Origin of the sequence: Cyclobacterium qasimii M12-11B (genome assembly GCF_000427295.1) — a bacterium.
In the GTDB taxonomy this organism is placed as follows: domain Bacteria; phylum Bacteroidota; class Bacteroidia; order Cytophagales; family Cyclobacteriaceae; genus Cyclobacterium; species Cyclobacterium qasimii.
On sequence record NZ_ATNM01000013.1, the window covers coordinates 42,462 to 64,692 of the forward strand.

A 22,231-nucleotide genomic window follows, 5' to 3' on the forward strand; every position below is an offset into this window, starting at 1 on the left:
TATTAACTTGTAATAGGGGTATACAATGAAATATCATGAGACTTGGCAGAAACCAGAATATGCTTGGGACTGCTAGGTAAAATGTCATTTCCCATCTCAATTCCATTTCTAAATATTCGGGGTTCCTGAATAAAATCCACATAGCTTAATTTCTCAAAAAAATACACCAGGCTGCTTTTATTAAAATGACTATTAAAATCAATCGCCTGGTTCTCACCGCTTGTCCACGGTGAAAGGTAATTTATGATATCACTCGATAACTGATTCATAAAGAACGCTTTATCAACTTCTGGATAAAAAGTAACTTGAACCCTAATTTTAATCTCTTCATACAAGGGGTTTACCACTTTTATCTTAACCTGAGGGGCCGATTTTTCTTCAAGAAAACGCGTTATTTCATTGAGTTTTGCCGCACTAAAAGTAGGCTGAAAGATATCATATACATTCTTATTTAAGGTGTCAGGAATGACCAAAACCATCACATGACCCGGAGATAAAAAAGATTCCGAACAAGTATGATTGAGACATTTAACCTTGTACACTTCAGGAAATTTTTGCAACACCAGGTGTTCAAAATCCCAAAGGGATACACTTCTGTTTTTGTGTCGCAATCTTTCGCTCGCTCTTATATAATAGTTTTGGTCTTGTTCAGGTGCTTTTCCACCGAAGGAATTAAATGGTTGAAAAACGCTTTTTATACCTGCCTTTCTTTCTATCATTTTAGAAATGCTTTCAGCAGGCAAGCCATCTTTTAAGTGGCTTAAATCATTGTCATTGTTCAATAAAACAACCTTGATGGCTTGGGCGAAAATACCAAGAACCCTACTCGTCGCATTGAATTCTTTTGATGAACTTATCTTTACCCATACAAGGGAATTATCCATCCTATTGTGCTTGTTGAAAACCTCTTCCGGTAATGCAAAAACGATTGTTCCCGACTTAAGCAAGTTCTCTGTTTGGTCAGATACAATATTTTCTCTTTCTAATTTCTTCCAATAATTATTTACCAAAACGGACCATTTCAATCCAGCTTCAGATTCACTTTGTGAAGGATTTTCACTCCCTTCTAACACTTGAATCAATAAAGATAGCTGCTCAAATGGAGCTAGCCCTGATATGCCAAAAAACAATTCTCCGACTTCACCTGGGTAGGGCAATGCATACAACTCATTGTCTGGCGTATGGGACAGCCCTGTTTTAATGGTTTTATTTTCTTCATACCAGCCAAAATCATCTCTTACAAAAAGCTGCAAAATCGGATCAGATGTGGAAGACAAATCAAATGAATCTTCTGTTTCATAATCCAGAAGTAGGGACTCAATCAGTGGTGTATAGGGCTCATTTGGAATGGGCGTCTCTGGCTGGTCACTGGACATGGCCAAAGCATATAAGCGTGGATACAATTCATACAAAAAGGATTGAAGGAGTGTCACCTTTATCCCTTCACTTATATCCAGATGGTCTTTGCCGCTGGCAGGTACAATATCAAAAGACGTTTTAAAACCTTCTACATCCGTTTCAAACAATACCTCCTCAGCAACTTTGGTAGTCCAACCTTGACCGTCATTCAAAGAGAGTTTTGCTTTAAAGTGACTATTGCTCTTGACAATCAAATTGTTCGGATCTGGGTTAACAGAAATTTGACTATTCAGCAAAGCCTCTCTGAAGCCTGTTGGCTGCAATAAAAAGGATTTGATAGGTTGAGAAACTCCCGCACTGAGTACAAAATGTTGTGAAAAATAATTGTCTTTACTCAGGTATTGACTTCCTAAGTCCCTGTAGCTATAATACCAATCTTTAAAATCATCAGGTGTATTGGACCACCTTCCACTGACGGATACTTTGGTAGGTTTTTTCTTTTTCCACTCGGGATATTTGATGTAAAAACTACTGCCTTTTTTGGGAGTACTTCCAAAGGGTTGAAAAGGTTTTTCAGGATTGAGAATTCCCAAATCAGACTCGATAATGGGAGTACTAATATTGCTGAAATTTGACCTAATAGTTAGGTTTTGTAAAGGGATCTCCCCAAGACCTTTTATCCAATTGAATGCTTTTTGAGAAATACAGGCAATGTCAAACCAAATTAAAGGGGCTCCTTCTCCTTTGCTGTCCCCATGAATTTTTACTTGTTGGTCAACTATTCCAGGCTGAGACTTGCTGATGAATAGGACAATTGTGAGTCGATTATTTGTGACGCTACTCTTAAAATTACCTTTTGATGGATGGTCAATTGGAGAGAGTGTTTCCCAACCCTTTTCCCCACTGTATTGAGCGGAAAACAGCTGACGTACATCACTGCCTGTACCAGTAAATGGTAAGTTCTTTTTAAAGGTAAGCTCAAAACTATAATACTTATCAGAAGCAGCTGAAGCCCATAATGAAGGCAATGATATACCGAAACCAAATGATCCCTTTTGCAATTCCGGATAGGAAACAGTGGATAGTCCATGCCCAAATGGCCACCAACCTTGGTTTTCTTCCTTAAATGCTTCTCCCTTTCCATCTACAGAATTGGCAACCTGACTTATGGTAATTTTCTTTTGGTTGGGGTCAACAAAGCGGTTTTTTAGTTGACTTACCTGAGCAAGGTTTGGGTAAAAATCATTTTCTAAAACATAGGTTAATTTTTTCCCTAACGCATCTACTCCTCCATCAAATGTCGCCCCTTTTGTCAAGGCAGGTTTTGGCCCTTTTCCAGTTTCTATGATTAGAAATGCTTCATCAGGGATAGCTGGCAGTTTAGAGAAGCGTAAAACGTTACTATAATAAAAATCCAGGTGTCTTTTTGAAATATTGTTTAGTCGGCTTCTGGAATTTTCTAATAGTTGTAAAAATGTAACAAGAAGGGTTAGCTGAGGCTTAAGTGTACCCTCCTTGGAGAATATATTCAATTTCAACTGAATGGACTCCTTTAGCTGCACATAGGAAGGCGTTCCTTTTTGGGGCAGGTCTTCAACAGACAAGAGCTCATTGAAAAAAATCTGCCAGTTATCAATGGTTATTTTTGAGGTATTGGCAGGAAAAAAGGGGATAAATTTTGCGAAATTATTGGCAAAGAGCAACCAGTCACCAAGCTCCAATTCCATCAACTCAAGGTTAGATGGATCCAGGGCAGGGTTTGTTCTCATGGCTTGCGAGGTGCCTTTCCTCCACAATACCTTTAAAATATTTAAGTTATCTGGCTGCATAAAATTAAATCGATGTCCCTTCATTGATATAGTAAGGGTAAACCATGTTCATCCTTGAGTTGGTACTTCTTACCAAATAGCTCAACTTTATTAATACTTTTCCAGCAATTATTTCTTCTTCCTTTATTTCAATCTTTTCTACTTCAATCCTCGGCTCATGGTACAAAATGGCTGTCCGAATGAGTTCAGATATATAGGTAATGGTTGTTCTGTTTAAATTTTCGAATTGCAATTCATCGAGCTGACATCCGTATTTAGGTTGCATCACCCTTTCACCAAGTCTGGTAGACAACAGTATCCATAAACTTTCCTGAATATCTATCAACCCTGAGCGCATCTCCACCATTTCTGAATCTTTGTCAAAAGTTGGGGGAAAACTCCATCCTTTACCTAGAAAATCTAATTCTTCTTCCATAATGATCTCTCTTTAACCAATTAACACAGTGGGCAATCCAGCCACTATTGACCCACCATGGGTGGTACTGTCACCCATTCGGGCTGCAGGCATCCCTCCGATTAATACGGTAGCGGAACCTGCAACTATTGAATCAGGAGGACCTGCACATGTAGCCATGTCCCCTACCCTTGCTGCTGGCATTCCTCCAATTAAAACGGTGGCCTCACCAGGCGGTAAAATTGGACCACCTACATGGGGCACTCCACCTGGACTTACCATAGGGCAAACATGCATGTCTGTAATTCTTGCTGCGGGCATTCCCATTCTTCTATTAGTTAATTTGTATTAATGACCCTTTTATTGTCGTGGACCCACTACTCGATAGTGTAGCACCGCCACTGCCTTCTGCTTTAAGTTCTCCTGAGGATTTGATGTTAATGTTAATCCCTTCAAGGTTGATGTCCCCTAAACTTTTTATTGTCACATCTGCTCCACTTTCCATCACGATACCATCACCATTCATGGTAATGCTATTCCCATGATCATCCGTAATAGTGATTTCTCCTTCATCATCGTCCATCACGATTTTCTTTCCTGCTGGGGTCTCCATTTCCAACTTGCTCAACTCATCGTCAAACATCACTTTTATTCCGGATCTTGACACATATCCTTTTTGGTGGTTATCGTCTGACAGTTCTAAAGGACTAGGATGGCTGCTGCTGGGCAACATTCCCAACACCACCGCTTGATTAGGGTCTTCGTTGATAAATCCTACGATCACTTCATCGTCTATTTCCGGTCTAAAAACAAAACCACGTTCACTGCCTGCATCCAAAGAACTCAGTCTGCACCAGATCCCTTGTTCATCTGGGTTTATCACAGGGAATTTCACCATTATCCTGTCTTCACCATCCGGGTCACCTTCTAATTGAGAAACCACTCCAACCTGTAAACCTTTTACTGCCGCCAAAAGCCCTGACGAAGGCTGCGTATGTATGGAGACCTGATCGGTAAACCATTCTGGATCCATACCAAATTGTACATCAAGTGTCCAATTTCCTTCTGCTATCTGGTGCATAACACCGGACACATAGGCATTACCAGAAAACCTTTCTCCTACACCTTCCAGTGTTATCACCTGGCCAGGAACAGGTTCGGTATTCCCTTGTATTTTAACTCTTCCCCTGGTTTTAGCAAGTTGTTGAAACAACAATTTACTATCTGCCCAGTCCTGTAAGAGTACATCGGCTATCTTACCACCGTTTTTGAGTTCAATAGGATCAAGTTTCATCAAATCCGCTAGTTCGTGTTGGGACAGGTTTCCATTGAGATTTAAACCTGGACTATTGGCTTCTATCTTAATTATTTCCTGGTCTGTAGGATTCCAACCAAAAGAAGACACTCCTGGCACCTGGTTCCTACCGTCCATTTCTGCATCGAATTCAAAAATATTGTCTCCAAATGTCACCGTTTGGCTGCTTCCTTGCGTTGGATCTGGTTTTGACACATAAATCTTTCCATTTTCCACATTTACAACCATTCCATTGGCCTGCGCCCTGGCGACCAAAAAATCCCAATCTGTACATTGATACTGCACCATTTCAGGATGCGTAAAATTGGTTGGTGCTAAATCTGCCTCAAGTCCATGTCTGGTAATAAGCTCTTCCATCAAGTCACTGTCTTTGGACTCATAGAAATAGCCAGATTTTCGGCTATTCGCCATTTTAAATGCTTTGTCCCGACAATCTATCATCAAAACGGAACTCCCATCTCTGATCTTTAAATTATGGTTAATAATAATGCCTTTAAAAATGGTAACGGTCTCTGAATTGTAACCGGCTAAAATTTCAATTTCATTTCCTGGCATTAGCGTTGGTTCATTGCTAATAGGAAAATCACCCGTTGCAGCATCGCCGTCAATTATCGTGATTTTTGCATAGGGAATTCTATTCAACTCGCGCTGAACACTAACATTCATAACCTGTATGTTATCAGCTAGTGCATTCCCTGATACAATTACCTCCAAAGTGACGATATCACCAGTCTCTATCATTTTTTATTTAAATTTTATGCTGATCCTTGTTTCTCAATCGGAGGAAAATAAATGGCTTGGCCTGGCGTCAGATTTCTGAAATTGACAAGCTTATTCACCCTGGCGACCTCTAAATAATATTTGGGATCGCCATAAATTCGCTGTGTCATTAAGGGTAAATTGTCCCCTGCTTTAACTATCCTGTAATGGGTTAAATCAGGTGAGCTTCTGTTTTCTTTTGCTGCCCTTAAATCATCCTCTACAAAACCTTTGAACTTAGCCTTTGCTACCGCTCGAAGTGGTGTGCCATCAGGTCTAAATAGTTTAAACTCCACTGTCATGTCTACCAAACTACCTTTAAAAAGAAGGCTTCCCCAGGAGATCATTACATAATTAGGCTTGTGTTGCTCCCCGTTATAGTTAAGAACTACTTTTTTAAAATGTTCAATATCATCAATTACACCGTCTTCAGTACTTTCTTTCCCCTTAACAATGCCTGTCCTGTCAAATAAGAACTCTAAATCGAGTTCTTCAGGAAGTTTTTTATTGAACTTGGTAGGAGCAGCACTTGTCCCAGGCGCCTGGTCCTCATTTTGTTCAATTTTGTATTGATAAGCGTATTTTTCAGGATTGAGCAAAGTAGAAAACTCTCCATCAGCTACCTTCTCGCTGAATTCAGGATCGCTATAGGCGATCAACTTCAGTTTCTCTAATTTTCCTTCGCTCATAACAATTACCTTTCTTTTTTAAGCTTAAGTATTTCCATGACCTGTTCCACACACTGTGCAACTACCTTCTCTTTATCTATTGATGCTCCTTGTTTCGCCTTTCCTGCCTCTTCGACATGAAACTTGATATGCATCTCCTTTATATTTATAGCCATTAATTAATTCTTGTGAAATATTGGTAAGAAAATTCCATTGACTCCACCGCCATTTTGCTCTCCATTGCATTAAAAGGATCAATGGCCAATTTCACCGGAAAGGCGTTCACCACATTCCATGTAATTAAAGGTTCGTGTTCCTCGTTTATCAGATCGATGGTGATGGTCCTGGTTTCAAAATTGAAGTTTTCCATGACCTCCTTGACCCAGTCCGTTAACCCGGTGGAAGCTGCAAGTCCTTTTTTAAGAATCAGGTTAGAATACTTGGTTTTTACAGGTAGTTTATGTTTGAACCTATTCTCCCCACCTTCCGCATATTCTTCTACATCCATACTCACATCCAAACCCGATACAGATTGAAAATAAGAATCCTCTGCATCGTCCAAGCCCGAAATAGAAACTCTAAAATGAAAACTTACATAGGGGTAAATATTATCCATGATTAATCATTTTGGATACTGAGTCCTTCATGAACCAATTCCATGGTTTGGATGGCCACTTCATTGCCGTCTGCTTTTAGATCTGTGGACTGAATTTTTGTAGGCCAGGCATTTTTAACCTTCCAGGTAACTACTGGTTCGTGCTCTTCATTCAATAGTTTTATCGTGATGTCTCTACGCTCTATCTGGTTTAGACTTACGGTATTCCACCATTCATAAAACTCATTGTCACCAGCAAAAGTCCCACTCTTCAAAGTGATATTGCTGAATTTTTGCATGCCTGGCATTTTAATTTTACTGTATTCAGGGCTAGCGCCATGCCTGTATTCTATTACTTCTGTTTCCACATCTAGACCAGAAACTTCTGTAAAACCTATAATTGTTCCGCCCCAATCAACGGAGAAATGAAACTTCGATAATGGATAACTCATGATTTTTTACATTTAAAGGGTTAAAACAAATAATCAGGATTCCTGCATTTTGTGTGAAAATTTCAGAATGATAAATTCAGCTGGACGAACAACCGCCATGCCTATTTCTACATTCATTTTTCCTTCGAAAATATCCATCGCTGTCATGGTTTGGCCCAAGCCAACACGGACATAAAAGGCTTGCTCAGGCTTGGCTCCTGCCAGTGCTCCAGCTCTCCATTGAAGTATGAGAAAATTCTCTATCATTGCACGAACCTTTACCCAGGTATTGGCATCATTGGCATCAAAAACAAATTGTTGGGTAGCGTTTTTGACCGATTCTTCCACCATATTGAAAAATCTTCTGACGGATATAAAACGCCATTCATTGTCATTCCCAGCCAATGTTCTGGCTCCCCATATCAAGGTACCTTTTCCCGTAAAAGATCGGATCGCATTAATGGATTTACCAGCTATGGTATCCACATTCAATCGGTCTTGCATGTCATTGGTAACCTTGACAGTTGGCTTGACTACATAATTTAAAGATATATTTGCAGGTGCTTTCCACACCCCTATATTCGAATCCACTTTGGCGTAAATCCCTGCTACCAAAGAGGATGGAGGAAGGACAACTTTCACCCTGTTTATTTCCGCTTTTATCTTGTTATATGTTGCACTGTCGATGGCTTCTATGTCACTCAAAGCAAAACCATCCAGTACACCATCAGATTCCATGTCCAATTCCTCAATGTCCAACATGGCATCCAATATGGCAGGGTCTATGAGGTCTAGTACAGACTGAAGCAATACACTTACATCGGTATTCGACAAAGCAGTATTGGCATCCGTTGATGCTTGTTTCACAGCACCTCCAGTAATGTCTCCATTCATTATATCGAGGTGTCCTTGCAGTGCTGCAATGAAGGTAGGAACTGCCCCCGCTTCCTCAAGTTCATCATTTAGGGCATTTGCAGCTTCGGTAGCGGCAGTAGCAAGCGTCTCGTCTTGCTCTTGCGCCATGGTAGCAACATTATTGGTGTCTTCTACAATTTCAGCCATCAAGCCTACAAATTCATTCAAGGCATCAACAATGGCATTCAGTGGATCGGCAACAGTACTTTTATTGGTAACCGCTTCTTCATCTGTACCGCCTTGAATAGCCGTATTTGCAGCATCATAACCCGACACTTCAGTAGGCAAGTCTGTGATGATGCCTTCAGCTTCAACCAATATATCGTCTACTTCCTCAAGTATATCAGAAACAGGCGAAGCATCTGTAATAAGGTGGGACACTTCTGTTTGTTCAGGATCATAACTATAATTCAGTATCGTCTCCAGGTAAGGAAAATAAACCGCTCCATACTTTTTCTCTTCCAAATCAGAAGTTATTAATTCTCTAACACCTGACTCCAAAGAAATTTCGGTTTCCATGTTGTTTGTATAGGTATCGATGATCGTAAACCTATCTCTCATTTTTCTACACAAGGCAAGTGCATTGTTGTAGATGGAATAAAACTCAGCCGCTTCCGGAAGCGCTGTAGCATCTGGAAATAAAATCAAAGTAGGCTCATCCTCTTTTTCTAATTCTTGCAAGCCTGTATTGAGTGCCGCCATGGTCACAGGGGTAACCGGATCAGCATCGTCATATACACCCACAGAAATCACATAACATGGTCCGCCCCCATTGGCAAAATAAGCCTGCATGGAGTAAAACATTAAGAAAGGAGACTTGTCCTCCGGATCAGGGGCTTCCACCAAAATAGCTTTTTCACCTGCCTCCTCTGTTACCTGGACTTTAAGACCTGTTTCAGGATCCGGTCCGCCAAAATAGGTTTCATATTCCAACAATGAAACGATGCGTTTAGGCTCCAAGAACAAAGTCTCGCTGGTGTCAGCTTCTTTTTCTCGCGCTTTTTCTGTGTAACCTATAAAAGCCGGAATTGCGGTTTCTACTTGGGCTACTGATGGAGGAAATTTCGATATTTCCTCAATGTATACACCTGGGGTTCTATAATTTGCTGCCATGGTTCAACCTGTTAAATATAAATTTCTGAATAATAATTGTTTGCCTCTATCTTGATACGCTCAACACTTGGGTTGGGAAATTGTAATTCACTCAAATCATCATTGGGCTCATCAAAATCTGAATCCGATTGGATTTGAACAAAACCGTTTTTTGTCAGTGGTTTAAGGGAGTTGGTAGTTGCACTGGTATTATTTGCGTTCTGGTGGTAGTTCCAAAAAGTACTTCTATTGTTAAAATGGAGCTTAAAGACAGTAGGGCTTAGTTTAAGCGTACCATTTAGGTTGGTTACATTAAGGTTTCCGTTTTCCCCTTGCATTCTTATTAGGAGTAGTCCTTTGGCATGTGTTCCAGCAGTTTGGCTCACTGAATCTATAAAGTAGGAGTCAATACTTTCCCTTGGTATAAGAAAATCATTCGAAAACATCCTGTCTTCACTTTCTACAGGAAGTAAATCAAAATCTATTCCCTGAAAATGCGTTGGAAGAAAATTTGAAAGCAGGATTTTTTCTTCTGAGAGAGGATTGATATCCGTATAGTTTTCAAAGTAAGGGTCTTTATAATTGATGAGAAATTCCAATACCAGGTCTTGCTCTAAAGGGATAAAACTTTCCTGAACATTTTGTTCTGAAACCCTCGCAAAGACAATCAATTCTTCATTTGAATATTTAAGCAATAATTGAAATCGCTTAAAAAATTTTTCGGTGGCCTTTGTAGGACTTATAAGTATAAAATCCTGCCAATTGTATTTCCTTAAATTTAACTGCCTGACCTTTTCATCTAAATTCCCATACTCAATATCGCCACTGTTAAGGTGATATGCGTGGTGCACCTTAATAGAGAACAATTTCTTATATTGAGTAGATAACATTTTCAGTTCTTAGTTTTAACATCTGAATGAACACTTTCTATCAATGGACCTTCGCTATGGGTCATGTCCCTTTCCATAGGGAGAAGATTAAGTTGGTACAGGACTGAAGGCAATTGCTTGCCGCCAAGTGTCCCCCAAATAAAATTCATCTCCTCAAAAGTGGGGGTATACAACTCTATTGTAAAATTAAAATCCCCTACATTTTCCATCGCCTCTAGCTCCCTATTGAAGACCGTATTGGCTTGAGTAAAACGTTTCTTCCCCTGGAAAAAATTAATAACGGCTGATAGATCAATTAATGAGTTGCTGTATACACTTCTATTCGCAGAGAAAAGAAGGAAAAGATGAAGGTTAATCACCCTGTTCCTGTATTGCACTTTATTGTTGCTGACGTTATGATTTGAAAAATTCTTCAATGTACCCTCCTCATGAAGGTTTACAAGGGTCAAGACCATTTTATCCCGCATCCCATCTGAAGCTTCTGCAGCTCCTTCGGCCAAGGCTATATTGTCTATTACTAATTCAGAGTTTTCCAACCCCACTTCCTCAAAATAATGGTTGATCTGCTCTTTTAATATTTGAAAAACTTCAAAAATCATTGGTCAGTTAAACAGAAATGAAACTTCAAAACAATAGGCATAGTAGCACATGCCCCTGATCGTAATCAAATAGAGTTGACTTAAAAGTAGTAATCAAAGTCTGGGAAAAATTATAAGTGAACCTTTACATAGGCTACTTATATTAGTTGGTTATCTCAAGACCCAAATTATAAACTCTTTTTCAATTTGAAGGAAATTTATAATAATTCCAAACATTTACAGGTAAAAATTTAATTAAAAAGATCAATTTTATTGCAACTAAATCTTATGATTTAATTATAGATAAGTAATATAGGATTAAACCAATTATAAGCCATATCTATTCGACTGATTAATGAATCAAAGCCGAGCATAATTACTTGTAAACCCTATACTTTAAGGTAACCCTCTCATATTTTTACATCAACTATTAAAATTGATGTAAAACATTTGCAATGTCCTGTTCATGCTTTCACATGTGAATAATGGTTGACTAAATATTGCGTCAAACCAAACTAAACTGTCACCCAAAACCCATTCAATAGGCAATGGTTACGGCAGTTCCAATTATTAAGGATCCCAGACCTTCCTCCGCTCAAAGTCCTCGTTAGGTCTATCGATAAGCGTTATCGAAAAAATTCGATCGATTCAGTTTTATAAAGATTTTCCAATAGGACTTTTATGCATTTGACTCTCGAATTTCAGGAAAACAGAAGGTCCTGAGGGGCAAAATATCAAAGCCGCAGGTGACAGGGCATAATAAAAGCAATGAAAAGGTCAGGATTTTGGCGGACTTGTGGCACCTTTTCTGAAACAACGCTGACGAAATCACAACGCTTCCTTTACCATTGAAGCCACATTATCTATCCAGAAAAATAACTAGCTTTGTCTATTCCGGCCTTTTACCCAAGCCATAACCATAGCACGATAGAGTTTACGAAACTATTGAGGGACTAATATTAAATCATTCCCTCCCGAATGCCAAAGTCAAGAACCCAGAAGAAAATCAGGCCCGTGATTTGGAAACTTTCACCAAATACTGTTAATTAAACAGCCAAAAACTGGTTATTTGCCAAGCTTACAAAAATTAAAATGAAAAATATACTGGTCCTGATGGCCCACCCCAAGTTGGAGCATTCAACGGTGATTTCCGGGCTAACGGCCTCCATCAATGGTTTGGAAAATGTTCAAATCACTGATCTATATGAGCGCTATCCAGATTTTAATATTGATGTACAACATGAACAAGAGATGCTTTTTGGTGCTGACATCGTTGTTTGGTTGCATCCTTTGTATTGGTACACGGGTCCTCCCTTATTGCAACAATGGATAGACCTGGTCTTGGAATACAACTGGGCTTATGGGCATAAAGGGACTTACCTCAAAGGCAAATACCTATTCAATGCGATCAGTACGGGAGGCTCCCCAGAAGCATACAGTGCAACAGGGCATCATGGTTACCCTCTAAAGGAATTTCTCCTGCCCTATAAGCAGACTGCGAAACTGTGCAACATGAAATACCTGCCTCCTTTTCAAATTGCCGGAACCCATAACATCACCCGAGAGCAATTGAACCATGAGATAAATAAATTTAAAGCGCTTATCCTGCACTTGAGAGACAGTCCCAATTTAAGTGATTTAGAAAACCTTCCTTTTTTAAACGATTTCAAGCAATAGCATCATGGAAAACGGATTTTTATTTCAGGCCATCATCTACCTCTTAGCCGCTGTTGTCTGTGTACCTCTGGCGAAGAAAATTGGAATGGGCTCGGTATTGGGCTATTTATTGGCCGGTATTATCATTGGGCCTTACGTCTTCGGATTTATTGGTGAAGAAGGTGAAGACATCATGCATTTTGCGGAATTTGGCGTGGTCATGATGCTGTTCCTGATTGGATTGGAATTGGAACCATCCAAACTGTGGAAAATGCGTCAGATGATCACCAGGGTTGGCCTTTCACAAGTATTGGTCACCACCCTGGCCTTCTTTGGCATTCTCTATTTTATGGGATTAGGCTGGCGACAGGCCCTAGCCATAAGTACCTCACTCGCCCTGTCATCTACAGCCATCACGCTACAGTCCCTTAAAGAAAAGGACCAGATGAACTCCTCTGCAGGACGAAATTCATTTGCAGTGCTGCTGATGCAGGATATTGCTGTCATTCCTATTTTGGCAGTTTTGCCATTAATAGCCCTCGCTGCAACATCGGATGTGGACCTCGATCACATGAGTCCAATTGCCCAGTTCCCCGGGTGGCTACAAACGCTATTTGTTTTTGGTGCGGTGATCTTAGTGATCGTTTCGGGTAGGTACTTTATCATCCCTATGCTGAAGTTGGTCGCCAAAACCCGATTAAGAGAGCTTTTTGTTGCTGGTGCCTTATTGATCGTGCTGGGAATAGCCTTTCTAATGGAGATGGTGGGATTGAGCCCTGCTTTGGGTACTTTCCTCGGGGGCGTAATATTGGCCAACTCCCAATTCAAGCATGAACTTGAAAGTGATCTTGAGCCTTTTAAAGGTTTACTACTAGGTTTATTTTTCATCGCAGTAGGCGCATCCATCAACTTTGGATTAATTGGGGAGAATGCATTGATGGTATTTGCTGCTACACTTTCCATCCTACTAATAAAAAGCCTTATATTATTTGGAATAGGCAAAGTGAATAAAATAAGTACTGACCAAACGTTGATTTTTGCATTGGGTCTAAGCCAAGTGGGTGAATTTGCCTTTGTCACCTTTTCCTTTGCCACTGAATTGAACATAATAAATGCAAAAACAACAGAGATCCTTATGGCCGTGACCGCCATAAGCATGACCTTTACCCCACTGCTGTTGTTGTTCAATGAAAGGCTCCTGTTGCCGTATATTGGCACTAAGGAGAAAGAAGAGAAGCCCCATGATGAAATGGACGAATCCAACAAAGTGATTCTGGCAGGGTTTTCAAATTATGGCAGCACCGTTGGTAGGTTTTTAAGGGCAAATGGCATCAAACCGACAATCTTAGACAGCGACTCAGACCGCGTCAACCTCCTTAGGAAAATGGGTTTTGAAGTCTTCTATGGAGATGTCACGAGGGCAGATTTACTAGAGATGGCTGGTGCCAGAGAGGCTACAATATTGATTTCAGCGATAAGAAATCCAGAAACAAATTATCGCTTGGTCACCATGGTCAAAAAGCATTTCCCCAACCTGGAATTAATGGTGAGGGCAAAAGACAAAAGGGAAGCATTGGAATTATTGGATTTGGAAGTCCCACATATTTACATGCAGAATTTAGAAAGTGCGGTGAGAATGGGGAAAGATGTATTAATAAAGATGGGTTTCCGAGCTCATACGGTACATCGCCTAGCACAGGATTTCATCAAATACGATGAGGACTCTTTGGTTGAGTTGGCCAAAGTGAAAAATGACAAAAAGGCTTTTATCTCCACCGTAAGGAAATCCATAGAAATGCAGGAGAACCTACTTTCCTTTGAACTAAACAAGCGCTTCAGTCTCAATGACCATGCCTGGGACTCCGATACAATCAAGGAGGGGGAAGAAAAGAATAAGGAATAGGCTGGTTTTGGATTTGTTGGCTTCGACAAGGCTGGCTTCGACAGGCTGACTTCGGCAAGCTCAGCCACCGGCGGGTTTAGGATACACTGGTCTAAGTTTAGCGAAGCGTAACTTAGACCTATAATGTCGAAAGTTTTCAACTTTCATTAATTACCCACATCGCTCAAACCAGTGGAAAGCCCTACGGGTTAATGATTTGGCTAAAGCCACAAATACGAGAGTTTCCATACAATCCCCCAGCTAAAGCTGAGGGCTATTGAGAAAGAAGGTGAGGCACTTCTTGCCCTAAATTTCGTCCGAATCATTCTGACCTAAGAATTAACTCAATAGGAATGGGCTTCAGCCCATTTATCAAGGTAATATCGTATAACACGGCTTTGGCCAAAATTTTAGAACAGAAGGATTTAGTATCCTACATGCATTCCCAATGTTTTAGGAGCAGATGAATAGTTAATTGTTGCCTTTAGTTATTTCTATCTTCAAAATCTTCGGTTTTTTTTATGCTGATTCGTCTAAAAATAAGATAAATTAAAATTATCAGACAGGTTCCCCAAAACAATCCCTGAATACTAAACATTACTTTTAAAACCGTTTCCATATTAACTTAGCTTCACAGCCGTTCCATAAGCTAGGATTTCAGATGCCCCTTGCATTACCATAGATGTTGTTAGCCTAACGTTTACTATTGCGTCTGCACCAAGATTTTGGGCATCTTGTACCATTCTTTGCATGGCCTGTTCCCTGGATTGGGCTTGCAATTTTGTGTACTCCTCGATTTCCCCTCCAACTATATTTTTAAGTCCTGCAAAAATATCACGTCCTATATTCCTGGCTCTTACAGTACTGCCTCTCGCAATACCTAAGATTTCGGTTATTTCTTTGCCTGGTACTTTATCTGTCGTTGAAATAATTATTTTATTCATGTCTCAATTTTTTTTGTTAATTCCCTGGATCTTCAAAGCATGACAGCGCTTGGCTGCCTATCGTTGTTTTTTGTTAGGTGCTTCTATTTTTTACTCGATGAAACCTAATTCCTTTTCCTAATCTTTTCCTTCAATTAAATTATTAATAGTAAAGAATAAGTTAAGGCCCCAGCATCACCCTACAAAGCCAAATCTCAATGTGTTTTATGATTAAAAATTAATTTAACCACCTTAAATACTGAAGTATATGTACTTACAGTTTTAAAATCACTTCACCAATTTAAAATTAAAGGGTAAGGTTACCCAGAACTTAACCGCTTGCCCTTCTTTTAATGCAGGGGTGAATTGAAGGTTTTTCACCTGAGATGCTACTGCATCACTTAATATCGGATGTGCATTTGATATAATGCTGTGCTGCATATATTCCCCATCTTTTCCAACGAGAATTCGGACAATCACCTTCCCTTCGATTCTAGCATCTTTGGCTTTAGAGGGATAACCTATAGCAATCATAATAGCTTCAAAATTTACCGGTTTTGGCTCTTCATCAACTAAAATATGCGCGTGAATATCAGGATCGGCATTTATTGTATCATTGTCTTCTTTCTTATTGTCTGGAATGTTTGAACTGAGGGAGTCATTCTCAAGGGCAGGATTGTTAATTGCATCAGAAATAGAAGGACTTCCGTCATTCTGATTCGTTTCCTCATTGGTACTTTTATCAGGGTTTGATCCACAAGACGAAATTATAAAAACGCTCAAAATGACTGATAAAAAACTAGAACTTTCATTTTATGAATTATATTTAAACGATTCTTACTTTCATTGGCATAGCGCCTGATGATCAACAACTAAATTGTATTCCAATTTAACCAATTCTTTTAAAACCTGAAGGCCAATCGAAATTTAGCAAAAGAAAATTTATTGGTCTATAGTAATTCAGGAGCTAATAATACGATTTTTCCGGATACAGCTCCGCTTTCTAATAATCGATTGGCCTCAGCGGCATTGAGTAAGCTCATTCTATTGCTAATTATAGGTTTAATTTTCCCAGCCTTTAAAAGCAATAGCAACGTTTTCAAATCGCTCAGGATAGTCGACTTATCTTTTGCATAGGCCCCGGAAATTCCATAAATCTCAGCATTTCTACCATTTGGCAAGGAATTCAATAACATTATTTTAATAGCACCTTGTAGCATTCCTAAAAAGCCTGGATAACCGAAAGCGACCAATATACCCCCTTTTTTTAATAGGCTAAACCCCTTGTTAATATAGGATTTACCTACACCATCAAACACATAATCGAAGCCTTCAGGTACTTGAGTTTTGAGCATTTTAATCCAGTTTTTAGACTTATAATCAATTGGTTTGACATTCAATTTTTCAAGGGCTTCATGTTTGTGGCCTGAGGCCAATGCATATACTTCAAGATCATCCAATTTCGCTAAATCTATCATGGCATTTCCAAGGCCACCACTGGCAGCAGTGATTAAAATTTTGGCCCCTTTTTTCACCTTCGCTATACGTTTCAGCACTTGGTAAGCAGTAACATAATTCAATACAAGAGATACCGCTTCATCTTCTTTTACATTGTCAGGGACTTCAACCAAATGCGTTTGATCCAAATAAATGTATTCTGAATATCCCCCATAAACGGTAAGCGCAGCAACTTTATCTCCCACTTTAAATTGAGTTACTTTTGTACCTATTGCTTCAATAACACCAACAATTTCATAGCCAGGCACAAATGGTATCTTTGGTGCAAAGGGATAATAACCGTAACGCATGGCAATGTCAGTTCTACCAACGCCGCAAGCCAATACCCGTATTTTTACTTCCTCGTTTTTTGGAGAACGGATTTCTTTTTCAACAATTTGTAAAACTTCCGGCCCACCTCTTTTTGTTAAAAGAACACTTTTGTATTTCATCATTTTGTAGATTAAATTATGAATACAAAGGTGTGGCGTTTAAGGGATGAAAACTTGAACGAATTTGCTGTTTTTAGAAAAAGTAGAAGGGGGTAATCCTATGACTTTTATAAAAGTGCGGGTCATATGTGCCTGATCAGAAAATCCAGCTTCAAAAGAGGCCTTTGTCAGAGAATTACCTTTTGTAATTTCCATAATGACCATTTTGATCCGAATCCAAAGTATATAATTTCTAATAGGAAGTCCCATTTTTTCTTTGAATAGGTGCAATAATCTGCTTTCACTTAGACAGGCAACTTGCGAAAGGTTCTTAGAAGTTAAAGGTTCGTTAATATTATGAACAATAAAATCAATTACTGTTTCGATCCTATTGTCTTTTAAAGCGCTTTCATATTCATTCCGAAATAAGAAAACACCTTCAACAATTGTCCTTAAATCTTCCCATTTCTGTTGCGCCAGCAGCTCAGCTATAGCTTTAAAATCGATGGATTTTGGTGTAAAATCAATTGATTTTTTCCCATTTAAAAGATGCTTAGCTATCCATTCTCCTAAAATGGATTCCGGGTCAATGTCAAGAGTTAGAATGGGGATGTTTTTAGCATTGCACTTATGGGAATAATTAGGAGCAATAAGCAATCCTTTTTTTTCTATCCATTCTCCCTTTCCATTTTGGGAAGTAAAACTATTATCCGTGGCTAATACTAACTGAATAGTAGGATGGCGATGTTCGGAGATTGCCTTTTCATTACTCCCCCAAAAGAGAATCATATCCTTCCAAAGAATTACTTGATTCATTGTCTAACTCCTTTAATACTACAAAACGTTTCGGTTAAAGCTATTGCGGTTTTCTATAAATCCCTAAAGAAACGAGAGCAACCTACTTACGCGACTTCGACTAGTCAGAACCAGTCTGGTTAAAGTTTCCAACTTTCATCGTAGAGTTTTATATTTCCACATCGCATAATTTGTAAATAACGCTCCTAGGGTTAGCTTCGGCTCCGCTGGCTTCAACACTCTCAGCCACCGGTATAATGAGTCAGTAATGGACTCTTTATAAGAGTTGAATGGATTAGCTATTGTACAATTTTTTTCTGATATCATCCCAGGTAATCAATTCAATGTTCTTCTCTCTGAGCTTTAGCCTGGTTTCTTCATTGGTGAAAAAATCAAAATCTATTTGCCTCCATTCAGAACCGAAATTGGGGTGGTTGATTGTAACTCCTTTCATTTCGTTGTCGTCAAAGGCCGGATGTATTAAAATCAGGTTTAACCCACTTGATAAGTTTTCTAATACACCATCATAATACTTAGCAAGTCCACCTTTCTCGAAGTATTTAAACTCCCCCATGTGTACACAATCAATTAAAAAATCGTCTTTTTCTATAGACACCTTAGGATCTAAGCCAACCATCTCAAACAATTGTTCATTAATGACGATAGGAAGCTTGTATTTTTTCCCTAAGCTTTTATAAATCTCAAAAAATTCAGGGCTAGCCCCTACGCTGTACATGTGGGAATCTATATGTGTGGGTTTCAATCCAAATTTCAGGGCTTTTTCTATTTGTGCCGTAAGTTCTTTTTCAACATGCTCTGCCGTTGCATTTTCTCTTAGCTTGTCTCTTTTCTTAAAGAAATAACCATTCTCATCGACTAAACTTGGGACTTCTGAAATGGGCAATACAGGGCCAAACCTATAGGTTTCCCATTCACAAGTTAGTGTCAGGTGAATCCCATTATCAAATTGAGGGTTGTTCTTTGCAAATACCGCCATTTCATAATACCAGGGACAAGGAACCATTATGCTATAGGAATTCACAATACCTTTTTCCAGCGCTTGAACAGTAGCCCTATTTTCAGCATGTGAAAGTCCCGCATCATCTGCGTGAATGATCAATAATTTAGTACCTTTTGAAAACCCTAATTTTTGTGCTGCATCCATTTTTAAGCTGGTCTTTTATAATTTAAGTTTATGTTTTTGAATTTTGAAATATCCACAGCAAACATAGTTTTGCCCTATCCTTGACTTCAAACTTCTACAAGAATATTGAGCTAAAACTGGTATTGTTTACAGTTGGTGATTCCCTTTTTCAGAAACTTAGGTAGGTTATTGGGCAGGCAATAATTGTCAATGCTATAAGTAAAATATTAACACGCTATAGCTTGAAGAAACAACTAAACCAAAATGCTAAAATAGCCAAAATTCACTTCTAAACCATAAAAAAAGGTGAAAAGCAAGGCATAAAAAGAGCTACTTCAGCAGGGATAATTCTGGTATTCCAACGCTAGGACTGGTTTGCAAATACGTCTTCCTATTCCGACTCATCAATGGCCTTCTTTTATTAGCAGAAAGTAAGTTCTGATTAAGTGGTTTCGAGACCGATGGCTTCGGCTCCGCTCAGCCATCGGAAGGTGGGAGATTTGTTGATTTTAATCTTAAGGCTCTTGCCTGGTGAAACATGTAATTACACTTCTTCCTATTTGGAATGGTGCTGAGATGAATGATTTGGCTAAAGCCAGAGTTGCTGGGAAATCTTATATTACCTCCAGCTAAAGCCGGAGGCTATTGAATTGGGAGCTTTTGCCTGTTTCCAATTTGAATAGTGCCAAAACAGGAATGGATATTTGATGAATAAGACTCTATAATATTTCGCAATGCATCAGATCAACAATGTTAAAAGAACTTAAATCGTTTTTTAAAACGAATAAATTAAGTAGGTTTAATGAAAGACAAACTTTGTATTGTAATCAATTGAAAAACCTGATAATCTGGATTTTATAAATTATAAACGATGATTTTGGGTGAAACACAATTAAACCCAAAACCATGAAAAACTACGCTATTTTAGTCAGCTTAATTGTCCTTTTTAGCTGCTCAGAAAACAAAACCATTTCAGAGGACATCGGGGAATTTAACTTAAGCCAAGACACGGTGTTGATTGATCCAAAAGGAAGCATCATCAACCTTAAATATGGGCTTAACAGTCCTGGTCCTACTAAAGATGGTGAATTTCTATACCACTATACTTATGGAGAAACTAAGCTTGATAAAATTAATATAAAAAGCCTGGAGCTAGAAAAAACGATCCAATTCGAGAAAGAAGGCCCTAATGGAATTGGAAATTATATAGCTGGATTTGCTGCAACAGCAGAGGATCAATTAATGATCTGGTCCTACGGACTCAATGCTATATTTGATGAAAATGGCAAGAAAATTAAAGACTTAAATTTGGAGAAAATAGCGATAGAAGTCAGTGGTTCAGAGATATTCCCTATTAAATTAATGCTTCACCCAACTGACCCAAACAAAGTTTTTGGCCTATACGTAAAGTGGGAAGACAACCAATATTTCATCCTAAAGTTTGATGTGGAAAATGAATCTTTCGAGAAAATTTTACTGCCGGAAACAGAAAAACTTGATGAATACCAAATGAAAATAGAAATTGATGGAAATCCTGCTGGAGGATTTGGTCCAATTCCATTCCCCACACTCAATCAGAATAAAATAATAATGACCAATGATGCTTTTAATGAGGCCTATGTTTTTGATATCAATTTGGATTCCCTCTACTTGAAATCTTGGACCAGTCAACTAACAGCAAATCAAAATGAATACAAGTTGCCAAAGACTGTGGATATGGTGCAGAGGGATGAGCACACAAGAAAGTATTATGAGTCTATTAATTTCTCAACGCCTAAATGGGACCCTGTTTCTCGACGCTACATCCGACTTTCCTACAAGATCATCTACGGGGAAGATTTAGATGAAAATGGACAACATGAAGAAACAGGAGCAGAAGTGTTTCTTACTGTTTTGGACGAGAATTTAAACTTTGTCAAAGAGACCTTCCTGGACCAATACCGAAAGAAACCTCGTAATCATTTTTTCAAAGACAACAAAATCTGGTTTTATGAAAATATAGACGATGAATTAGGCTTCGTAAGGATCACTGTGGATTAAGCCCTATCTAGGTACATTCTAGTCGTAGTTTTCAACTACGACTAGAATGTACCTACTAATCAACGGCCATCTTAATTTGCTGAAAGGGGTTTCCATTAGTTGGCTTCGGCTGGCAAGGTTAATGTGGTTTTTAAGGCTCTTGCCTGGTGAAACATGTAATTACACTTCTTCCTATTTGGAATGGTGCTGAGATGAATGATTTGGCTAAAGCCAGAGTTGCTGGGAAATCTAATATTACCTCCAGCTAAAGCAGGAGGCTATTGAATTGGGATCATTATCCTATCCCTATACCAAGTTAAAAGGCCAGACCGACGGTTAGCCCAAGCCTCAAGTCCTTCTTGTAATTTTCATTCAACTCATGAGAGGCTCCGTTAGGAATGGTGGACGCTGTAGTCCAAAGCGGTAAACCATATCCTACGAAAGCGGAAAGCGCCAACCTTTTATAGTTGTACCGATAACCTGCATTAAGTCCTGTGAAAATGGCCTGATATTCGTGTAGTATGCTGGCGCCGGTTGTGGTGCTTTCTTCTCCCCATCGGTATTTGGTATACAGCCCAGCAAAAAGCCCGTCTGCAACTTTGTCCTTAGCAAATAAATAATACCGGTACTCTAATGCGAGTGAGTTCACCTGTTGGTCCTTATCGTCTGAAAGCTGATTCAGTTTATGCTCTATGCCCAGCCACAATCCATTCTTCATAAAGCTGTATTCATAGCTTGCTACCAGGTTTTGAGAGGGTATTCCCAAGACATTGATACCTATTCTATTTTTATAGGAAGGCTCGTCCTGTGCAAGAGCTGAAAACCAGGCAAATTGTAATACAAATAGCAATAAAAATGGCAGGATGGTATTTCGTTTCATGGAACTGATGGTTTAAAATGTTTTGCTACCTTAATGAGAAAGGAATTAAATTGTAATAGGATGAATCATTTGGCACTTTAGTTTCCAACTATTCTATTTGAATGAATTTACCTTTTAAGGTAGTCTTTCTTCTTCCAATTTAGGAGAATATACGATTTGATGCTTCATAAAACCTCTTT

The 22,231-nt window shown here is 39.0% G+C and carries 20 protein-coding genes; 3 read left to right on the top strand and 17 right to left on the bottom strand.

Annotated features, from left to right (window positions below; all coding sequences use genetic code 11):
- Positions 1-2 precede the first annotated feature (2 nt).
- The 11 genes from ADICYQ_RS00960 to ADICYQ_RS01005 are packed head-to-tail and all read right to left on the bottom strand — an operon-like array spanning position 3 to position 10,846.
- Entirely contained in the window at positions 3-3,188 is a 3,186-nt protein-coding gene (locus tag ADICYQ_RS00960) for a baseplate J/gp47 family protein (RefSeq protein WP_040413746.1), read from the bottom strand.
- A gap of 4 nt (positions 3,189-3,192) precedes the next feature.
- Positions 3,193-3,603, bottom strand: coding sequence for a GPW/gp25 family protein (locus tag ADICYQ_RS00965; RefSeq protein ID WP_020891010.1), 411 nt, complete (start codon positions 3,601-3,603; stop codon positions 3,193-3,195).
- A 12-nt stretch (positions 3,604-3,615) separates the two neighbouring features.
- Entirely contained in the window at positions 3,616-3,909 is a 294-nt protein-coding gene (locus ADICYQ_RS00970) for a PAAR domain-containing protein (protein ID WP_020891011.1), read from the bottom strand.
- A gap of 7 nt (positions 3,910-3,916) precedes the next feature.
- A complete protein-coding gene (gene vgrG / locus ADICYQ_RS00975) occupies positions 3,917-5,638 on the bottom strand; it encodes a type VI secretion system tip protein VgrG (protein ID WP_020891012.1) in 1,722 nt (573 codons plus the stop codon).
- Between the two features lie 14 nt (positions 5,639-5,652).
- The gene (locus ADICYQ_RS00980) at positions 5,653-6,345 is read right to left on the bottom strand and encodes a CIS tube protein (protein WP_020891013.1); all 693 of its coding nucleotides are present in this window, start codon (positions 6,343-6,345) and stop codon (positions 5,653-5,655) included.
- 5 nt (positions 6,346-6,350) lie between these two features.
- A complete protein-coding gene (locus ADICYQ_RS27990; protein ID WP_020891014.1) occupies positions 6,351-6,500 on the bottom strand; it encodes a DUF5908 family protein in 150 nt (49 codons plus the stop codon).
- Positions 6,500-6,940, bottom strand: a complete 441-nt coding sequence (locus ADICYQ_RS00985) for a phage tail protein (protein ID WP_020891015.1) — start codon at positions 6,938-6,940, stop codon at positions 6,500-6,502. Before ADICYQ_RS00985 ends, ADICYQ_RS27990 begins: the two co-directional genes overlap by 1 nt.
- Before the next feature lie 2 nt (positions 6,941-6,942).
- On the bottom strand, positions 6,943-7,371 hold the full coding sequence (locus ADICYQ_RS00990) for a phage tail protein (protein ID WP_020891016.1): 429 nt from the start codon (positions 7,369-7,371) through the stop codon (positions 6,943-6,945).
- Positions 7,372-7,404: 33 nt separating this feature from the next.
- The gene (locus ADICYQ_RS00995) at positions 7,405-9,378 is read right to left on the bottom strand and encodes a phage tail sheath family protein (RefSeq protein WP_020891017.1); all 1,974 of its coding nucleotides are present in this window, start codon (positions 9,376-9,378) and stop codon (positions 7,405-7,407) included.
- A gap of 11 nt (positions 9,379-9,389) precedes the next feature.
- Positions 9,390-10,247 (bottom strand): hypothetical protein, encoded by an 858-nt coding sequence (locus tag ADICYQ_RS01000; protein WP_040413749.1) that lies wholly within the window; start codon positions 10,245-10,247, stop codon positions 9,390-9,392.
- A 2-nt stretch (positions 10,248-10,249) separates the two neighbouring features.
- Positions 10,250-10,846 carry a Pvc16 family protein gene (locus ADICYQ_RS01005; protein WP_020891019.1) on the bottom strand — a complete coding sequence of 199 codons (597 nt, stop codon included), beginning with the start codon at positions 10,844-10,846 and terminating at the stop codon, positions 10,250-10,252.
- A 1,071-nt stretch (positions 10,847-11,917) separates the two neighbouring features.
- Between ADICYQ_RS01005 and ADICYQ_RS01010 the strand changes: the two genes are divergently transcribed.
- Positions 11,918-12,502 carry an NAD(P)H-dependent oxidoreductase gene (locus ADICYQ_RS01010; RefSeq protein ID WP_040413752.1) on the top strand — a complete coding sequence of 195 codons (585 nt, stop codon included), beginning with the start codon at positions 11,918-11,920 and terminating at the stop codon, positions 12,500-12,502.
- A 4-nt stretch (positions 12,503-12,506) separates the two neighbouring features.
- A complete protein-coding gene (locus ADICYQ_RS01015; RefSeq protein ID WP_020891021.1) occupies positions 12,507-14,384 on the top strand; it encodes a monovalent cation:proton antiporter-2 (CPA2) family protein in 1,878 nt (625 codons plus the stop codon).
- A 599-nt stretch (positions 14,385-14,983) separates the two neighbouring features.
- On the opposite strand, the gene ADICYQ_RS01020 is transcribed toward ADICYQ_RS01015, so the two are convergent.
- The 5 genes from ADICYQ_RS01020 to ADICYQ_RS01040 all read right to left on the bottom strand — a co-directional run bounded on the left by ADICYQ_RS01020 (position 14,984) and on the right by ADICYQ_RS01040 (position 19,174).
- Entirely contained in the window at positions 14,984-15,307 is a 324-nt protein-coding gene (locus ADICYQ_RS01020) for a YbjQ family protein (protein ID WP_020891023.1), read from the bottom strand.
- 267 nt (positions 15,308-15,574) lie between these two features.
- On the bottom strand, positions 15,575-16,069 hold the full coding sequence (locus ADICYQ_RS01025; RefSeq protein WP_020891024.1) for an energy transducer TonB: 495 nt from the start codon (positions 16,067-16,069) through the stop codon (positions 15,575-15,577).
- A 167-nt stretch (positions 16,070-16,236) separates the two neighbouring features.
- Positions 16,237-17,238, bottom strand: a complete 1,002-nt coding sequence (locus ADICYQ_RS01030; protein ID WP_020891025.1) for a medium chain dehydrogenase/reductase family protein — start codon at positions 17,236-17,238, stop codon at positions 16,237-16,239.
- A 36-nt stretch (positions 17,239-17,274) separates the two neighbouring features.
- Positions 17,275-18,030 (bottom strand): helix-turn-helix domain-containing protein, encoded by a 756-nt coding sequence (locus ADICYQ_RS25615; protein WP_020891026.1) that lies wholly within the window; start codon positions 18,028-18,030, stop codon positions 17,275-17,277.
- Between the two features lie 274 nt (positions 18,031-18,304).
- A complete protein-coding gene (locus ADICYQ_RS01040) occupies positions 18,305-19,174 on the bottom strand; it encodes a polysaccharide deacetylase family protein (protein ID WP_020891027.1) in 870 nt (289 codons plus the stop codon).
- Positions 19,175-20,059: 885 nt separating this feature from the next.
- Here ADICYQ_RS01040 and ADICYQ_RS01045 point away from each other — a divergent pair.
- Positions 20,060-21,193, top strand: coding sequence for a DUF4221 family protein (locus tag ADICYQ_RS01045; protein WP_020891028.1), 1,134 nt, complete (start codon positions 20,060-20,062; stop codon positions 21,191-21,193).
- Between the two features lie 295 nt (positions 21,194-21,488).
- Here the strand turns inward: ADICYQ_RS01045 and ADICYQ_RS01050 are convergent, their stop codons facing one another.
- Entirely contained in the window at positions 21,489-22,052 is a 564-nt protein-coding gene (locus ADICYQ_RS01050; protein ID WP_020891029.1) for a hypothetical protein, read from the bottom strand.
- Positions 22,053-22,231: the final 179 nt, after the last annotated feature.

What these genes read in the sequence shown, in the direction of transcription:
- ADICYQ_RS01010 (WP_040413752.1), top strand. Translation starts at nt 11,918, where the DNA reads ATGAAAAATATACTGGTCCTGATGGCCCACCCCAAGTTGGAGCATTCA.
- ADICYQ_RS27990 (WP_020891014.1), bottom strand. Translation starts at nt 6,500, where the DNA reads ATGGCTATAAATATAAAGGAGATGCATATCAAGTTTCATGTCGAAGAG.
- ADICYQ_RS01040 (WP_020891027.1), bottom strand. Translation starts at nt 19,174, where the DNA reads ATGGATGCAGCACAAAAATTAGGGTTTTCAAAAGGTACTAAATTATTG.
- ADICYQ_RS01050 (WP_020891029.1), bottom strand. Translation starts at nt 22,052, where the DNA reads ATGAAACGAAATACCATCCTGCCATTTTTATTGCTATTTGTATTACAA.
- ADICYQ_RS01005 (WP_020891019.1), bottom strand. Translation starts at nt 10,846, where the DNA reads ATGATTTTTGAAGTTTTTCAAATATTAAAAGAGCAGATCAACCATTAT.
- vgrG (WP_020891012.1), bottom strand. Translation starts at nt 5,638, where the DNA reads ATGATAGAGACTGGTGATATCGTCACTTTGGAGGTAATTGTATCAGGG.
- ADICYQ_RS00985 (WP_020891015.1), bottom strand. Translation starts at nt 6,940, where the DNA reads ATGGATAATATTTACCCCTATGTAAGTTTTCATTTTAGAGTTTCTATT.
- ADICYQ_RS01030 (WP_020891025.1), bottom strand. Translation starts at nt 17,238, where the DNA reads ATGATGAAATACAAAAGTGTTCTTTTAACAAAAAGAGGTGGGCCGGAA.
- ADICYQ_RS01000 (WP_040413749.1), bottom strand. Translation starts at nt 10,247, where the DNA reads ATGTTATCTACTCAATATAAGAAATTGTTCTCTATTAAGGTGCACCAC.
- ADICYQ_RS00995 (WP_020891017.1), bottom strand. Translation starts at nt 9,378, where the DNA reads ATGGCAGCAAATTATAGAACCCCAGGTGTATACATTGAGGAAATATCG.
- ADICYQ_RS00990 (WP_020891016.1), bottom strand. Translation starts at nt 7,371, where the DNA reads ATGAGTTATCCATTATCGAAGTTTCATTTCTCCGTTGATTGGGGCGGA.
- ADICYQ_RS01015 (WP_020891021.1), top strand. Translation starts at nt 12,507, where the DNA reads ATGGAAAACGGATTTTTATTTCAGGCCATCATCTACCTCTTAGCCGCT.
- ADICYQ_RS01020 (WP_020891023.1), bottom strand. Translation starts at nt 15,307, where the DNA reads ATGAATAAAATAATTATTTCAACGACAGATAAAGTACCAGGCAAAGAA.
- ADICYQ_RS00980 (WP_020891013.1), bottom strand. Translation starts at nt 6,345, where the DNA reads ATGAGCGAAGGAAAATTAGAGAAACTGAAGTTGATCGCCTATAGCGAT.
- ADICYQ_RS00965 (WP_020891010.1), bottom strand. Translation starts at nt 3,603, where the DNA reads ATGGAAGAAGAATTAGATTTTCTAGGTAAAGGATGGAGTTTTCCCCCA.
- ADICYQ_RS00960 (WP_040413746.1), bottom strand. Translation starts at nt 3,188, where the DNA reads ATGCAGCCAGATAACTTAAATATTTTAAAGGTATTGTGGAGGAAAGGC.
- ADICYQ_RS01045 (WP_020891028.1), top strand. Translation starts at nt 20,060, where the DNA reads ATGAAAAACTACGCTATTTTAGTCAGCTTAATTGTCCTTTTTAGCTGC.
- ADICYQ_RS25615 (WP_020891026.1), bottom strand. Translation starts at nt 18,030, where the DNA reads ATGAATCAAGTAATTCTTTGGAAGGATATGATTCTCTTTTGGGGGAGT.
- ADICYQ_RS00970 (WP_020891011.1), bottom strand. Translation starts at nt 3,909, where the DNA reads ATGGGAATGCCCGCAGCAAGAATTACAGACATGCATGTTTGCCCTATG.